Origin of the sequence: Paraburkholderia sp. (genome assembly GCF_026225065.1) — a bacterium.
Lineage (GTDB): Bacteria > Pseudomonadota > Gammaproteobacteria > Burkholderiales > Burkholderiaceae > Paraburkholderia.
Window position 1 is genome coordinate 1 of the sequence record NZ_JAMFSB010000389.1, and the last position, 15,963, is coordinate 15,963.

The 15,963-nt window shown below is 62.1% G+C and carries 14 protein-coding genes and 1 pseudogene; 4 read left to right on the plus strand and 11 right to left on the minus strand.

The features are described from left to right. The coding region (locus M0954_RS27125) for a circularly permuted type 2 ATP-grasp protein (protein ID WP_297356565.1) at positions 1 to 815 on the minus strand (815 nt) is incomplete at its 3' end. 92 nt (positions 816 to 907) lie between these two features. After that, a complete protein-coding gene (gene ansP / locus M0954_RS27130; RefSeq protein WP_297356581.1) occupies positions 908 to 2,359 on the minus strand; it encodes an L-asparagine permease in 1,452 nt (483 codons plus the stop codon). A gap of 420 nt (positions 2,360 to 2,779) precedes the next feature. Here ansP and M0954_RS27135 point away from each other — a divergent pair, with 420 nt between their 5' ends. Together M0954_RS27135 and M0954_RS27140 are read left to right on the plus strand one after the other, a co-directional pair. Continuing rightward, positions 2,780 to 3,733 carry a LysR substrate-binding domain-containing protein gene (locus M0954_RS27135; protein ID WP_122151844.1) on the plus strand — a complete coding sequence of 318 codons (954 nt, stop codon included), beginning with the start codon at positions 2,780 to 2,782 and terminating at the stop codon, positions 3,731 to 3,733. A gap of 49 nt (positions 3,734 to 3,782) precedes the next feature. Next, positions 3,783 to 4,745 (plus strand): substrate-binding domain-containing protein, encoded by a 963-nt coding sequence (locus M0954_RS27140; protein WP_297356567.1) that lies wholly within the window; start codon positions 3,783 to 3,785, stop codon positions 4,743 to 4,745. A 112-nt stretch (positions 4,746 to 4,857) separates the two neighbouring features. Here the strand turns inward: M0954_RS27140 and M0954_RS27145 are convergent, their stop codons facing one another. The 3 genes from M0954_RS27145 to M0954_RS27155 all read right to left on the minus strand — a co-directional run bounded on the left by M0954_RS27145 (position 4,858) and on the right by M0954_RS27155 (position 8,897). Continuing rightward, positions 4,858 to 7,050, minus strand: a complete 2,193-nt coding sequence (locus M0954_RS27145; protein WP_297356569.1) for an FUSC family protein — start codon at positions 7,048 to 7,050, stop codon at positions 4,858 to 4,860. Between the two features lie 228 nt (positions 7,051 to 7,278). After that, positions 7,279 to 7,971 (minus strand): HAD family phosphatase, encoded by a 693-nt coding sequence (locus M0954_RS27150; protein WP_133892063.1) that lies wholly within the window; start codon positions 7,969 to 7,971, stop codon positions 7,279 to 7,281. Positions 7,972 to 8,084: 113 nt separating this feature from the next. Further along, a complete protein-coding gene (locus tag M0954_RS27155) occupies positions 8,085 to 8,897 on the minus strand; it encodes a hypothetical protein (RefSeq protein ID WP_297356571.1) in 813 nt (270 codons plus the stop codon). On the opposite strand from M0954_RS27155, the gene M0954_RS27160 reads away from it, so the two are divergent. Then, positions 8,886 to 10,763 carry an ABC transporter substrate-binding protein gene (locus tag M0954_RS27160; protein ID WP_297356573.1) on the plus strand — a complete coding sequence of 626 codons (1,878 nt, stop codon included), beginning with the start codon at positions 8,886 to 8,888 and terminating at the stop codon, positions 10,761 to 10,763. The two genes, M0954_RS27155 and M0954_RS27160, sit on opposite strands and share 12 nt — an antisense overlap. Before the next feature lie 13 nt (positions 10,764 to 10,776). Here the strand turns inward: M0954_RS27160 and catC are convergent, their stop codons facing one another. The 3 genes from catC to M0954_RS27175 all read right to left on the minus strand — a co-directional run bounded on the left by catC (position 10,777) and on the right by M0954_RS27175 (position 13,272). Next, the gene (catC, locus tag M0954_RS27165) at positions 10,777 to 11,067 is read right to left on the minus strand and encodes a muconolactone Delta-isomerase (protein WP_297356575.1); all 291 of its coding nucleotides are present in this window, start codon (positions 11,065 to 11,067) and stop codon (positions 10,777 to 10,779) included. An 87-nt stretch (positions 11,068 to 11,154) separates the two neighbouring features. Continuing rightward, positions 11,155 to 12,063, minus strand: a complete 909-nt coding sequence (catA, locus tag M0954_RS27170) for a catechol 1,2-dioxygenase (protein ID WP_297356577.1) — start codon at positions 12,061 to 12,063, stop codon at positions 11,155 to 11,157. A 51-nt stretch (positions 12,064 to 12,114) separates the two neighbouring features. Beyond that, entirely contained in the window at positions 12,115 to 13,272 is a 1,158-nt protein-coding gene (locus tag M0954_RS27175; protein WP_133892067.1) for a muconate/chloromuconate family cycloisomerase, read from the minus strand. 103 nt (positions 13,273 to 13,375) lie between these two features. On the opposite strand from M0954_RS27175, the gene M0954_RS27180 reads away from it, so the two are divergent. Further along, positions 13,376 to 14,260 carry a LysR family transcriptional regulator gene (locus M0954_RS27180; protein ID WP_122151854.1) on the plus strand — a complete coding sequence of 295 codons (885 nt, stop codon included), beginning with the start codon at positions 13,376 to 13,378 and terminating at the stop codon, positions 14,258 to 14,260. Between the two features lie 20 nt (positions 14,261 to 14,280). Here M0954_RS27180 and M0954_RS27185 read toward each other — a convergent pair whose 3' ends face one another. The 3 genes and pseudogenes from M0954_RS27185 to M0954_RS27195 form a co-directional block, all read right to left on the minus strand. Then, positions 14,281 to 14,982 carry an ABC transporter permease subunit gene (locus tag M0954_RS27185; RefSeq protein WP_297356583.1) on the minus strand — a complete coding sequence of 234 codons (702 nt, stop codon included), beginning with the start codon at positions 14,980 to 14,982 and terminating at the stop codon, positions 14,281 to 14,283. Further along, complete coding sequence (locus M0954_RS27190) at positions 14,982 to 15,722, minus strand: amino acid ABC transporter permease (protein WP_297356579.1); 741 nt, start codon at positions 15,720 to 15,722, stop codon at positions 14,982 to 14,984. The genes M0954_RS27185 and M0954_RS27190 overlap by 1 nt, the downstream gene beginning before the upstream one ends. 55 nt (positions 15,723 to 15,777) lie before the next feature. Then, a pseudogene (locus M0954_RS27195) lies at positions 15,778 to 15,963 on the minus strand (amino acid ABC transporter substrate-binding protein); the annotation flags it as partial.

A 15,963-nucleotide genomic window follows, 5' to 3' on the forward strand; every position in this document is an offset into this window, starting at 1 on the left:
CGGTACAGCACGTCGATTGCGCGGAAGCCTTCGGTCGTGCGCATCGCCACGTGACCGTCCACAACCTGCAGATCGCTGCCCTCAACCAGATGCACGCCCATCTGATCGGCGAGGAACGCATGCTCGTAGTAGGCGGAGTTGTGAATGCCGGGCGTGAGCACCGCGATGGTGGGATTGCCGTGATTGCCGCCTGGCGGGCAGACGGCCGCGAGCGACTCGCGCAGCAACTGCGGATACGCTTCCACGGGTTGCACCTTGACCTGCTGAAACAGCTCCGGGAAGAGCTGCATCATGGTCTCGCGATTTTCCAGCATGTAGGACACGCCGGAGGGGGTGCGCGCATTGTCCTCGAGCACGTAGAACTGGTTCTCGGCAGTGCGTACGATATCGACGCCGATAATATGCGTGTAAACATTGCCCGGCGGACGAAAACCGATCATCTCCGGCAGGAACGCCTCGTTCTGCGAGATCAGCTCCTTGGGAATCTTCCCCGCCCGCACTATCTCCTGACGATGATAGATATCGTCGAGAAAGGCGTTGAGCGCCATCACGCGCTGTTCGATGCCCTGCGACAGGCGCGTCCACTCGTGCGCGGAGATAATGCGCGGAATGATATCGAAAGGAATCAGGCGCTCGGCCGCCTCTTCCTCGCCGTACACGGCGAACGTAATGCCAGTCCTGCGGAACACGCTCTCGGCGTCCTGCGCCTTTTGTGCGAGGTTCGCGGGGTTCTGGGCATCGAGCCATTGCTTGAGCCGTGCATACGGCGCGCGTACTCCGTCAGCTGAGATCAGCATCTCGTCGAATGGCGTCACTTCGGTTCTCCGTCGTTATTGCAGGTCATGCGTGTACTGCCAGTGTAGCGGGTATGGCGGCGTAGCGAAATTGGCCGAAATAGCGGCCATGACTAGCGCGGGTTGTCCTCGAGCACGGTCTGCGTCAGGGTGACCGACGGAATGGTCGGCTTCATCATCGCTCCCGCGCGGCGGCGCACGCCGTACCAGCCGGCCACCAGCAGCAGCACCACGACCGGGATCGAAGCGACCGTCCACGTGCCGTTGGGGTAATCGAAGGCCATCAGCACCAGCACGCCGATCAGGAACGCCAGGGTAAGCCACGAGGTGACCGGCGCGCCGGGCATCCTGAAGGTTACCGGCTCCGCTTCGCCGCGCGCCACCGCCTGACGGAACTTCATCTGGCAGACCACAATGAAACCCCAGGTACTCAGAATGCCCAGCGAAGCGATATTGAGCACGATCTCGAACACGCTCGACGGCACGAAGTAGTTGAGCACCACGCCCACGATGTAGATCGCCACCGTCACGAGGATCCCCGCGTACGGCACCGACTGCGAGCTCATGCGCGACAGGAAGTTCGGCGCGGAGCCACCCATCGACAGCGCGCGCAGCACCCGGCCGGTCGAATACAGACCGGAGTTCAGGCTCGACAGCGCGGCAGATAGCACGACGATGTTCATCACGGAACCCACGCCCGGCACACCGAGCTGACCGAAGAAGGTGACGAACGGGCTTTGCCCTGCCTTGTACGCACTCCACGGCAGCAGGCACACCAGCAGTACCACTGCGCCCACGTAAAACAAGGCGATCCGCCAGATCACGCTATTGATGGCGCGCGGCAGCACCTTGCGCGCGTCCTTGCACTCGCCAGCAGCGGTGCCCACCAGTTCCACGCCAGCAAAGGCGAACACCACCCCTTGCACCAGCACAAGCGCCGGCAGCAGGCCATGCGGAAAGAAACCGCCGTTCTCGCTGATCAGATGCACACCGGTGCTGTTGCCGGCCACATGCATGCCAGTGCCGAGAATGACCGTGCCGATCACGAGGAACAGCGAGATGGCGGCCACCTTGATCAGCGCAAACCAGAACTCCATCTCGGCGAACCATTTCACGCCGATCAGGTTCATCGCCGCGACAATGCACAGCGCGACAAGCGCGAACACCCACTGTGGCACCGACGTAAAGGCGCCCCAATAATGCATGTATAGCGCGACGGCCGTAATGTCGACGATGCCGGTCATCGCCCAGTTCAGGAAATACATCCAGCCCGCCACGAACGAGGCCTTTTCACCGAGAAATTCGCGCGCATACGACACGAAGCTGCCGCTGCTCGGACGATGCATCACCAGTTCGCCCAGCGCCCGCAGAATCAGAAACGAGAAAAAGCCGCACACCAGATAGACAATCGCCAGCGACGGACCCGCTATCTGCAAACGCGCACCGGCGCCGAGGAACAGGCCCGTGCCAATTGCGCCGCCAATCGCGATCATCTGCACCTGACGGTTACCCAGAGTCTGGTGATATCCCGCTTCGTGCGATTCCAGCCAGCTTTTCTTATCCATTTCACCGCTGCCTGGTGCGTGCGGTTGCTTATCGAGTGTGGACATAATCAGTTCCATCCTTTAACGCGGGTTCCTGATTCGGAATTCCCGGAGATAGTCCGCCGGGGATAGGCGCAACGGCGCGCAGACAGATTTCAACGAACCAGCACGGCACTCTTACCCGGAATTAACAATTGACGGGTACAGGATCCATTCAGCTCGCATTTATCATGTCGGCACAGCGTAGTCGGCACTGCGTATTGCGTGGGCAGGCACGCGAACGGTATGTAGCCCAATTTATGGCGGCAACGCTCATGCATATTTCGACTAACACCCATCGAAAAAAAACATCGGTATGCTGGAAGCGCGAGGCGGTAGGCTAGAGAGTCGCCGGTATCCCACGGATGGCGGTCGTCGATTGACCCAATAAAAGTGATAAATATGGAAGCAAAGTGGTTGGAAGACTTTCTTTCTCTTTCTGACACGAAGAGTTTTTCCCGTTCGGCGCGCAGCCGCCATCTCACCCAATCAGCATTCAGTAGACGAATCGTGGCGCTCGAAACGTGGATGGGCACGCGCCTGTTCGACCGCAGCGTCAATCCGATCACGCTTACTCCGGCAGGCCGGATGTTTCGCAGCCTGGCCGCGGACATCCTGCGCAGCATGCATGCGGCTCGCAATCTGGTGGGCGGCTATGAGCAGTTTGCGGAGAACGATCATGTGGTGCACTTCGCGGTGGCCCACACGCTGGTGTTCACGCTCTTTCCCGACTGGCTCAAGCGCCTGACCAACGAGTTCGGCAACATCATGGCGCGGGTCCAGGCGGTCAACGTGCCAGAGGGCGTGCAGCATCTGGTGGCGGGCGACTGCGATTTGCTGATCGGCTACCACCACCCGCAATTGCCGATTGCGCTCGACCCCAATCACTTTCCGTTTCTGACGCTCGGGGTCGAACGGATTGTGCCGGTGTCGGCCGCCGGCCCCGACGGCAAACCGCTGTTCGAGCTACCGGGCAAGACCGGGCGGCCGTTGCCGCTGCTCGCCTATTCGTCGGGTGCGTTCCTCGGCAACGTCGTGGAAATGCTGTTGATGAATGCCACCGAGCCCTATTCGCTGTACCGCTGCTTTGAAACTCACATGTCCGAGGCGTTGAAAGGCATGGTGGTGGCGGGTCATGGCATCGGCTGGCTGCCCGAAAGCTGTATCACCAAGGAGTTGCACGAAGGCACGCTGGTGCGCGCCGGCTCTAATGTATGGGCGACCGAGCTCGAAATCCGCCTGTACCGGCCCGTCAAGCAACGCGGCCAGGCGGCCGAGCAGCTGTGGGCTTATATCAGCAACCAGTCGATCGAGCCCAGGATCGAGGTTTTGCCGGAGATGCTCACGCCGGGCTAGGCTGTATCATTCCTGTGCGCTAACCACCGCGCACGACAAAAGGAAGCCAATGGTACAGAAGACACGCCGGCGCGTGCTCGTAGCCGGCGCGCTCGCAGCCGCCGGCCTGACAGTTGCGAAGATTGCCGAGGCCATACCGACTGGCAAGTTGACGATCGCCCTCGTTCTGAAGTCGCTCACGGATCCGTTCACGGTCGCCATGGCGAGCGCCGCGCAGAATTACCAGAAGCACTTTGCCTCGCAGTTCGACCTGAACGTGCTCGGCACTTCCACGGAACTCGACACCGCTACCCAGATTCGCATGGTCGACGATCTGATCGGCGCGCACACCAGCGCCATCGTGCTCGCCCCGACCGATTCGAAGGCGCTCGTGCCGGCGGTGGCGCGCGCCATCAGCGCGGGCGTCATCGTGATCGCCATCGACAATCCGCTCGACGAGGCCGCCCTCGATGCGCTGCACCTCTCGGTGCCGTTCGTCGGGCCGGACAACCGCAAGGGCGCAGTGACGATAGGCGATTACGTGGCCAGCAAGCTCGCTCGTGGCGACGAGGTGGGAATTATCGAAGGCGTCACGACCGACCGTAACGCACAGCAACGTACCGAGGGCTTCAAGGCTGCCATGGACGCGGCGGGCATGAAGGTCGTGGCCGTTGCGCCAGGCGACTACACCTATGCCAAAGGCAAGGCGGCCGCCGCGACGATGCTGGAGCAGCATCCCCGACTTCGCGCATTGCTGTGCGCCAACGACAATATGGCGACGGGCGCAGTCGACGCGGTTCGCATTGCGCATCGCACCGGCAGTGTGTACATCACCGGCTATAACAACAACCCTGATATCAGGCCGCTGCTCAATAGCGGCAAGATTCTCGCCACAGTGGATCAGTTCGCGGCGCGCCAGGCGGTGTTCGGCATGGACGTGGCGCTCAAGGCGCTCACGGAGATGACTCGCCAGGAAGACCTGACGCCTCTTATTGAAACGCCTTTGCAGCTCGTCAAAAGCGGGGATCGTTAGGCTTGCTTGTGGGTGGGCGCGGCTGCGGGTATGGCACGCGACTCGGAGGCCAACCCGCCAGACCGTACCCCTTCCGCAGCGTTTTGCGTCGGCGCGCGTCCCGCGCACGCGCTCAGGACAACACCGGTTTGCCTGCCACCTCTTCTACGACGCCTGTGTTCTCCACCAGCAGGCGGCGCAGATGCGAGACCTGATTCACTGCGTCCGCTTCAACCAGCGACAGGTGCCGGCGCGGAAACGCTTCGAACTCTGCCCCCGGCGCCACCTGGGTCTGGTCCAGCAAATGCGCGTCGAGCTCCTTGCTCACCGCTGAAATCCAGGCGATCAACGTGCCGTCCGCCTGGGTCTTGTTGGTGGCAAGCCGCATCCGCGTCGCCGTCCCTGCGACGCGCCGCAACAGCGCAAGCGCCGTGATCGCGGCGCGATCGGCCAGCGAGCTTTCCAGCTTCTCGAGCCGCAGACGGTTGAACGCCTCTTCCGCGTTGTTGCTCGCAAGGCCCGCTGCACGACGCATTTTTTCCACTTCGGTATCTTCGCCGCCCGCGTGCTCGAGCGCACCCAACAGATAGTTCAGGTTCGCCCCGACCGCGTCGGCCAGGCGAACGCGGAAGTCCACCGGCTCGCGGCTCGGCCATAACAGGAACGTCGCGACGAGTGCGATCACGCAACCGAGCACGTTATTGCCGAGCCGGGTCACCGCGTACATCCACTCATGGCCGGCTGGCGCGGCGAAGTCCGCCACCAGCACGAAGGTCGGCGTGAGGAACAGCACGAACAGGCTGTAGCTGACGGTGCGCAGCGCCATGGTCGCGCAGACGAGCGGAAACACCACCAGCGAGATCCCGATCGGCGCGTGGATCGCGAGGCCGATCGCAGCCGCCAGCAGTCCACCGGCGATGCTGCCCGCCGCCCGCTCGATGCTGCGCGGCCAGGTGCCGGCAATCGACGGCTGCAGGATCAGCAGGATCGCCATGGTCGCCCAGTAGCCGAACGGCACGTGCAGGATCCGCACGATCACGAAGCCCGCCGTGGCCGCCACGCCGACGCGGGCGCCGTGCCGCAGTCCAATCGATTCGAACGACGCGTTGGCCTTGAGCGTCATCCAGGCGCGCGACAGGTTGCCGACGGCAGCCTCGAACCAGCCGGTCTCGCGCCGCTGGGGCGGTTCGAATTCCAGCGAGCCCGAGCGCAGCTTGAGCGCCAACGGCTCGCCGAGCGCCACTTCGAGCGCTCGGGCCAGCTTATGCAGACGGCGTTGCAGTGCAGCCGGCGTGGACCTCGCGTCACTGCCGGGCTGGTTGTCCGCGCGGCGGCCTCGAGCCGCCTGGGTGCTCGCGTCTTCGCTCACCGCGCGGCCGATCCGCAGCAGCACCTCGGCCACCGCCGACAGCGTGCGCGCCGCCCGCTGCGGTTCGCGCAGATTGTGGTGGCCGCGCTCGCACGCGTCGGTGACGGCGATCAGGTAGGCGAACACGCGTTCGGTATCCGCGAGCGCGAGCAGCAGGTGCTCGTAGGTTTCGCGCTTGTCGACGCGCAGGTTCGGCACCTTGGCCAGGACCTGGCGGGCTCTTTCGAGCGCCGCGCGCGCCTGGCCGCGATAGGTGGCGGCATGGCGTGCCCATTGCCCGAAGTCCGCGGTGTCGCGACGGAGCAGACGCGCGCTATCGAGCGCGATATCGGCGAGCCTCCCGTAGACGGTGCGCAACGCCATGCGGCTTGGTCCAAACGGATGGATACGCCACACGGTCAGGCTCAACACAACGGCGAACAGACAGCCGAACAGATAGATAGAGAGGAACAGCAGGCCGTGCTGCAGGTTGTGCATCGGCCTGTCGACCATCACCACGCAGGCGGTCGCCGCGAGAATGCCTACTTGCGAGGCCGCCGCGCCCCACACCCGGGCGAGCGCCCCGGCCGTCGCGAACAGCAGGATCGCCGCCGTCGCGGCCAATGTGCCGGCACCGGAAGCGAATGCCGTGAGGCCGCCACACAGTGTGGAGAGCAGCGCAAAGCTCATCATCGAGGCGAAGCGCATGCGGTTGGTCCCCGCCGCGTCGGCGAGGCAAGTCCAGAAGGCGCCGATGGCCGCCCATGCAAACAACGGGTCATGCAGCAGATTGCCGAGCACCAGCATCGCCGTCGACGCGCACGCGGCGCGCAGGCCCTCGGACAGATTCGTCTCGTCCACTGCGAACGACACCATCCACACCGGCCGCCGCCGCGACGTGTAGTCCGCGACTGCATGCAAGGTATTCAACCGGCGGTTAGCCGCGTGTTTTGCCCTGCGCTGAAAATGACCAAACATTGCGCCCTGGAATCGAAGAACTGGGTTGGAGCGGCACATCAATCGCGGCCGTGATCACGATTCCACGGGCGATCGTTGCAGAAAGCAACATAATAAGGGTTAACCCTAGAAACAATTATGAGTTCGCTGCATGCCAAGGATGCCTTTTGCCCATCCGCCCGGCAATCCCGATTCTTTAGTCCATGACGCCGGGGTTCGTTATTCGTTTGTCATTTCTTTTGCTATTCGTCAGGCGTCGACGGGCCGCCATTGCGCGAGCAACGCCGACAACTGTCCCATGTCCTCGAACACCAGCGCGACGCCGACTTCGCGCAACGCGTCCGGCGTGCTGTGGCCAACGTTGGAGGGAGCGTAACCAAACACCGTCGCGCCCGCTGCCAGCCCTGCCGTCGCACCGGTTACCGTGTCTTCCACCACCGCGCAGCGTTTGGGGTCCACGCCCAAAGCGTGCGCCGCCGCCAGGTACACATCGGGATGAGGCTTGGTGTGCGGCATCTCGTGTCCGCTAAAGACACGGCCTTCGAAGTAATCGAGCATGCCGGTCTTCTTCAATTGCATCTCGACCTTGTGCCGGTCGGCGCCGGACGCAACCGCGATGCGGCCGTCGAACGCTGTGTGGAGTGCCCTTACCGCCTCTGCCGCGCCATTGATCGCCACGAGTTCAACCTCGAGCGCCGCATTGCGGCGCTCCCTGAACTGCGTCAGCCACGCCTCCGAGATGGCGACGCCCGTGTTGGCCTCGATAAGCGACGCCTCGTCGCGTACCGCCTTGCCCATGAACACGCGCATCGTTTCTGCGACGCTGATGGGCCAGCCAAGCTCGCCGAGCATCTGCGAGAGCACGCGGTTGGTGATGAGTTCGGAGTCGACGAGCACGCCGTCGCAATCGAAAAGTACCGCGTCGAAGGGAAAAGAAGGCATTCTGACTATCGCTGGAAAAGGTCTCGAAGCGATAGAGGATACTTTAGGTTGGGATTGGGCGTGAGTGACGCGGGTTGCTGCGTCGCCGGTCTTTCGGAAAGCCGTCGGCCGCGTTAGTCCTCTCTTGATGGGTCGATCGACAGAATATCGCGGTAGCTGCCGTGCATGGATAGCAGGATCAGCGCGCTGATCAGCGGTGTCAGCACCAGAGCGCGGATCGGCATCGACGCAACCGGCACGAGCAATGCGTCCGCAGCCAGTAGCCCAGCGTAAACCAGGGCGACTGGTCCGTTATGGAACACGGCGCGCAAGCTGGTCATCATCGCATCGAGCGGCGGACGCTGCCGCAGAACGATTAGCGCCGGCGCAAACCACACTGCCGCAATGGCGACTGCAAAAGCGATCGCGTGCAGAACCGGGCATAACGCAGCCGTCCGGTCATTGGCGTGGCCAAAGATGATCGACAGGCTGTGCGCGCCGCTCGGCATCATCGACGCCGTCAGCTTCACATGAAGCAGTACGAAAGAAAGCAAATAGCCCGCTGCCACAATAGCCGCACCAGCCAGCCCCACCGTGAATAGCGCATCGCGATGACGCATGAGCGCAGCCAGCGTCGAACTGAAAGGCTGCCGCTGCGCACCGTTGTTGCCTGCCGGCGTAAGTACGATTGCCCCGCAAAGCACCGCCAGAAGCAGCGCGGCGAGCAGTTGAAACGGCGCGGCAAGTTCAAGCGCCGTTGCGAGATCGGCGCTGGCGAGAATCGTTGCGAGCCACATCAACGGTTGCGCGCAGGCGAGGCAAAAGCCGTAGGCCAGCCACGCCCAGATGCGGGTGACGCTAGCGCTGCGAATCTCGTGACGTACGAGGCCTCGCGCGCTCCGTGCGAGCCCGCTCTTGTCGTCAATGTAGAGTTCTTGCCGATTCATGACCGTTTCCTTTTCTTTTTCCACAGCGAGAAAGACCAACATCGGAGTTGGCTACGCGTCGCTTTGCGGCCCGCTCGCCGCCTTCGAGCCCACCGCCTGTTGACGGTATCGACATCATGGAAGACAAAGAGGAAAATAAAAACGGACGACATAAGAAAATTAATTTCCTCTTTTATGCGCCTTATCGACCAGTTTCAGAAACTCCACACCTTGCTGGCAAAAACACCGGAGCAGCCCGGTTTGCCCGCGCTCGCCGAGACCTTGAACTGCAGCGAGCGCAACGCGCGGTTATTGCTGCGCAAGATGGAGGAGAAGGGTTGGCTGCGCTGGGAAGCGGCGCGTGGCCGAGGCCATTTTTCGCGCCTGACGATGCTTGCCTCGCCCCAACAGGTGGCTTTGGATCATTTATCGGGCTTGCTGGCCGACGGTGAACTGGAGGAAGCGTTTGCGAGCCTCGATGGCGAACAGCGCAAGCTGCTGATGGAACGACTTCCGGACTTCCTGCATGCACCGCAGGCCGGCGGTTCGCGCAACCGGCTTCGGATACCCCTGGGTCACCCCATCGAAACGCTTGATCCAACCGACATTACCACCAGCGTGGAAGGCCATCTGGTCGGCCAGATATTCTCGCGACTCACCGAATTCGATCGGACTACGCAGCAACTGCTGCCTGGGCTTGCCCATTACTGGGAGCCAGAGGACGACGCGAGAACCTGGCACTTCTGGCTAAGACCGGGCCTCAGCTTCCACGACGGCAGTGAAGTGGAAACGGAAGACGTACGGCAGACCCTACTGCGGCTGCGCGACAAAGCGGGAGATGCTGCCTACCTCTATGAGCATCTCGACACGATAGAGATTGGCGACGGCCGACGGGTCACGTGCCGTCTGAAGTTCACCGACTATCTGTGGCCCTACTCCCTCGCTGCCACCTCGGCATCGATCATCCCGAGAAACCGGAGCAGTGACTTCTCGCTCATGCCGGTGGGCAGTGGCCCCTTCAAGGTGACGCGCCGTAGCGAGTACCGGCTAACGCTAACGGTATTCGAAGACTACTATCGCGAACGTGCGCTACTCGATGAGATCGACCTTTGGGTCATTGCGCCATCGGAAGAAACATCGGCATTCGATCTCCATTTCGGTTATACCGGCTCCAGCTCGAAGACACAGCACCAGGTTGCGCAAGTTCTGCCCGGGTGCACAAGTGTGAGATGCAATGCCAACCGCCCATTTCTGGCATCTGCCGAGCAACGATTGGCACTGGCCGACTGGCTCGCCCCGAGCGTTCTGATCGCGGCCGACGACGAGTCCCGGCGGCCCGCGTCAGGTTTGCTTCCAGACTGGCAACATCGGGTGGCCGTTCCCCGCGGCCGACCACCTATCCCCGAACACACCAGGTTGACCATGGTGACGATACGAATTACCGGCCGTCTGGCGGCGTTGACTGAGTCAATAAAGGAAAGGCTTAAGGAAGCAAGGATTGAACTGGACGTGGTCGCGTTGAGTGTTCCTGAATATATGCGGTATGAATGGCTCGACTTCGCCGACCTGGTACTGGACATCGAGCCCCTGAACAATTACGCCGATCTGGACTGCTATGGGTGGTTCTCGTCGAGCCCTATTCTCCGGAAATGGAGCCCGCCAGCGCGCCACCTGCTCATGGATAAACAGTTGCGGGCGATCCGCGCAAACGCCGACGGCGAAGCGCGCATGCAAGCGTATGCCGAGCTCGGTAAGCAGTTGGTGATGGAAGGATTGCTGATACCGATCGCACATGAGATCGTGCATGTTCAGGCCGAAGCGCACGTGGGCGGCGTCAAGAACCTGGCGTTCGGGCTCATGCCGTTTGCCGATCTGTGGTTGCGGTAAGCGCAACAGGTTGTCAGCGATCGTCGTCGCGGACCGATGACGGATGGCGGCATAGCGCCCGCACTTCGACATCCATATACGGAAAGAGCGGCAACTGGCTGAGCACGTCGTTCAAATGCGCGGGACTCTCCACGTCGAAGATGCTGATATTCGCGTAGTGGCCGGCGATCCGCCACAGATGCCGCCATACCCCCTCTTCCTGCAGCTTTTGCGACATCACCTTCTCATCGGCCTTCAACCGCGCTGCGCGCTCGGCGTCCATATCATGCGGCAGATTGACGGTCATCTCTACGTGGAACAGCATCGCTCACTCCTTAATGTCCAGACGGCCCCGATTGCGCGGCAAAGCGCGCAGCGGGGCTGATAAAAATCAACGCTGTGGTTGTACGCCTCAAGCCTCGGCGCGCAAGCGTTCGACTTCGGCGCCCGGCAGGTTGTCGCGCTCCTTGAAGAGCGTGAAGTCGAAATCGATCAGCGCAAAGTTGCCTTCCACGCCATACGGCTTGCCTTGCGCACCTTCGGCCTGTTTGACGGCCGGCACCAGACCATCGCGCGTGGCAAAGGCAAAGTCGTCCCACAGATACGGATCGCCGTCGATGTTGATCTGTGTGGTCAGCTTGCGAAACCCAGGCGCGGAGACGAAGAAGTGGATATGCGCCGGACGATGCCCGTGACGGCCCAACTGATCGAGCAGCAGTTGCGTCTGGCCTTGCGGCGGCACGCTATAACCGACCGGCACCACGCTGCGGAAGCTGTAATTTCCGCTCGCGTCCGTGCGGATCGAGCGGCGCAGATTGAAGGCCGGTTGCGATTTATCGAAGTACGAGTAGTTGCCGAGATGGTTCGCGTGCCACACTTCAACCAGCGCATTCGCGAGCGGCTTGCCGTCTTCGCCAACCACCCGGCCGCGCATCACCAGCGTCTGACCGGGATCGGTGCCGTCGTCGAGCCGTGCATGGCCATCGGACACCGGCGCACCGGTCACATAGAGCGGGCCTTCGATCGTACGCGGCGTGCCACCTTCGATACCGGCTTTCGCTTCCGCTTCGTCGAGACGCAGATCGAGAAAATGCTCGAAGCCGAGACCCGCGGCCAGCAAACCCAACTCACCGCTCTTGCCCGCATCGCCCAGATAGTTCAGCGCGGTCCAGAATTCGTCGGGCTGCACGTCGAGCTCTTCGATCGTGCAAAACAGATCGCGCACGATACGGTTGACGATCTCCTTGGTGCGCGGATTTCCTTCGCTGGTGGCGCTGTCGTTGATCTTGTTCAGCAGCGCGTCGATAGCTTGCCTGTTCATGGGGTATCTCCTGGATTCAATGTTATGGATGACTAAGGTGTTTCAGAAACGCTAGCTCATGGCGACGCTGACGCCCCTGGACGTATCGCGCCTCAATCGTTCGATCTTGCTCCAGTCGAGCGTGATGCCGAGGCCTGGCCCTTGTGGAAGTTGCAATGAAAAATTCTCATAGCGAAGCGGTTCGGTGAGAATCTCTTCGGTCAGCAGCAAAGGTCCAAACAGTTCCGTGCCCCACTTCAGTTCGCCGAACGTACTGAAGAGTTGCGCGGATGCGATCGTGCCCACCGCGCCTTCGAGCATCGTGCCGCCATACAGGTCGATGTCCGCAGCCGCGGCGATCGCCGCTACCTGCGCAGCGCCGGTGAGACCACCCGATTGGGCGATCTTCACCGCAAATACATTGGCGCCCCGCTCGCTGGCGATGGCAAAGGCATCGGCGGGACCGTGCAGCGCTTCATCAGCCATGATCGGCACGTGAGCCAGATCGGTCAGACGTTTGAGACCCGCGCGATTCTCCGCGGCAACCGGCTGTTCGATCAAGGTCACACCGGCATCCGCGAAACGTCGGGCCGCCCAGATCGTTTCAGTTTCGGTCCATGCCTGATTCACGTCGACCCGCACTTCACCACGTCCTTCCAGCGCTTTCCTTATCGCAACGACGTGCGCCACGTCGTCGGCAAGAGCACGCGCGCCGATCTTCAGCTTGAACACACGATGACGCTTCGCTTCGAATACACGCTCGGCCTCTTCGATATCGCGCTGCGTGTCGCCGCTCGCGAGCGTCCATGCGACGTCTACAGCATCGCGTACACGGCCGCCGAACAGTTCGGACAAGGGTACGCCGAGGCGCTGTGCCTGGGCGTCGAACAGCGCGGTTTCAACGGCGGATTTGGCGAAACGGTTGCCCTGATACAGCGTACGCAGCTTCGCCATGGCGACGCCTGGCCGGGTCGCATCCATACCTTTTAGCAATGGTGCGAAGTAAGTGTCGATATTGACCTTGATGCTTTCCGGGCTCTCTTCGCCATATGCGAGACCACCAATAGTGGTGCCCTCGCCTACCCCGGACACGCCGTCGGCGCAGCGAATCCGCACCAGCACGAGCGTCTGGTGGTTCATCGTCGCAACTGAGAGCCGGTGGGGCCGAATCGTCGGCACGTCGACGAGAATCGTCTCGACGCTCTCGATCCTCACGGGTGTTGCTATCATTCGTTGCACTCCTGCACTGCTTTGCTGAGGTCTCCATCTTAGGAACAAACCCACGCAGCAGTCCAACACCGATTCCGACTACTTTCATACCTTAGGGGTATGCATGGAAATTCGTCAACTTCGCTACTTCGTTGCGGTCGCGGAAGAAATGAACATTACGCGGGCCGCGAATCGCCTGCATATGACGCAGCCGCCGCTGAGCCGGCAGATCCAGCAGATCGAGGAAAGCGTGGGGCTCGCGCTGTTCGAGCGTGGCGCGCGGCCGTTGCGGTTGACCGAAGCCGGGCGCATCTTCTATACGCAGGCGAAGCGGCTGATCGGCGAGGCTGACGAGCTTGCACCGCTGACACGGCGGCTTGCTCAACTGGCCGAGCGGATCGTGATCGGCTTCGTGCCGTCGACGCTATACGGTGCGTTGCCCGCGGTGATTCGCGCGTTTCGCGAAGCCGCGCCGCAGATCGAACTGTCGCTGATCGAAATGTTCACCATCGAACAACTCGGTGCGCTCAAAGGCGGACGCATCGATGTGGGCTTTGGCCGCCTGCGTTTCGACGATGCACAGCTTGCACGCGAAGTCCTCGTCGAAGAACGGATGATCGCCGCGCTGCCGCAAGATCATCCGCTCGCGCGGCAGAAGAAAGCCTTGACGCTCGCCGCGCTTGCGCAGGAGACCTTGATTGTTTATCCGAGCACACCGCGGCCGAGTTACGCGGATCAGCAACTATCGGCAATGCATGATCACGCGCTGGAGCCGAAGGCGATTCATGAAGTGAGGGAACTGCAGACCGCTTTAGGGTTGGTCGCGGCACAGGTTGGCGTGTGTCTCGTGCCGGAAAGCGTGGAGGGGTTGCGCGCGCATGGGGTGGTGTACCGGGCGATTCCGGCAGCTCATGCCGTGTCGCCGATCATCATGAGCCGGCGCTTGCAGGATGAATCGCCCGCGACTACGTTGCTTTGTTCGCTGGCGCGGGAGTTGTTTCGCGCGTGATGAGGGCTTCAGCCACCGGCTCACAACGTCATGCTGTCCGCGGCGACGCCAAGCCGACGATGCAAGCGCTGGACCACGGCCGACATCACGGTGCATGCAACGAAATAGCACGCACCGGCGAACAGGATGAGTTCGACCGTCGTCCCATCCCGCGCCCCGACGTTCGATGCAATCGTGAAGAAGTCGCCCAGTCCGATCACATAGACCAGCGAGGTATCCTGAAAGAGGATGATGGCCTGCGTCAGCAGCAACGGCACCACCGCCCGCAACGCCTGCGGCAGCACGATCCGCAGCATGCCCTGCAAAGGCGTCATGCCGAGCGCCAGTGCCGCCTGATTCTGTCCCGCCGGCACGCTGTTGATCCCCGCGCGAATGATCTCCGCATAGTAGGCGGCCTCGAACAACGAGAATGCGATCAGCGCGGACACGCGGCGAATGTCGGTACTCGCGGGAAGATGCAGCAAAGCCTGCAACAGTTGCGGCGCAACCAGAAAAAAGCCAAGCAACACCACAAGCAACGGCACCGCGCGAAAGGCCGTCACATAGGCCCGCGCAAACGCTGCAAGCGGCCGCGAACGCGACAGACGGCACAACGTCAGCAACACCCCAAGACAAAACCCCGCGATCAGTGCCACCACCGTGATTTCGAGCGTGATATGCAGACCGCGGCTCAGTTCGGGCAAATCCTTTGGGATGACTGACCAGTGGAAGCGATAAGCCATCATCGACCATCCGAACCAAAGGACAGCCGAACCGACCGCTCGATACGCCGCCCGACGAACATGATGATGCCGGTCAACAGCGCGTACCCCACGACGATGGCGAGGAACGACTCGTACGACCGCGAGGTGTAGTCGATCATGCGCTGCGCCTGCGCGGTCAGTTCGAGGACACCGATCGTGGAGGCAACTGAGGAGTTCTTGACGATGTTGAGAAATTCGGACGTTAGCGGTGGAACGAGGTTACGCGCCGCCACCGGCAACAGCACATAGCGGTAGGTCTGGAACCGGCTGAGTCCGAGCGACAGCCCTGCTGCCCACTGCCCGGCCGGCAGCGCCTGCAGGCCCGCGCGCACCTGTTCGCACACGCGTGCCGAGGTGAACAGGCCCAGGCAGACAACCGACGCCAGCGCGGCGGATTCCGTGGGCGGCATATGCTTGATCGCGGTGCCAAGGTGGCCCGGCAGCAACTCGGGGACCGCCCAGAACCAGATGAAAAACTGCACGATCAGCGGGATGTTGCGAAACACCGCGACGTAGGTAGCCGAACCCGCATACAGCCACCTGCCGGGCAAGGTCCGCACGATGCCCATCGCCGTGCCGATCACCAGCGCGACGATCCAGCCCGCGAGTGCGATGCCGACGGTCGCCTCCATCCCGGCGGCGATCCAGCCGAGGTAGGTGGTCGGCTCCCCGGTCGCGACAGGCTGGACGAACACCGCCCAATCCCAACGATAGCTCATGCCCGCTCCACGTCATGACGGCCGGGACGGCCGGCGAATCGCACGCGCACTCTGTTTAGCTCAGCGGCTTGTCGTTCGGAGCCTTGAAGAGTGTCTTCAGATCGTCGCTCTCCTGCAGATGCAGGTTGAGCCCATTCGGCGGAATCGGGCCGTCGAACCACTTTTTGTAGAGCACATCCGCTTGACCCGAGGTCTGCAGTCGCGAGACAGCGTCGTCGACTACCTGCTTGAAGTCCGGATC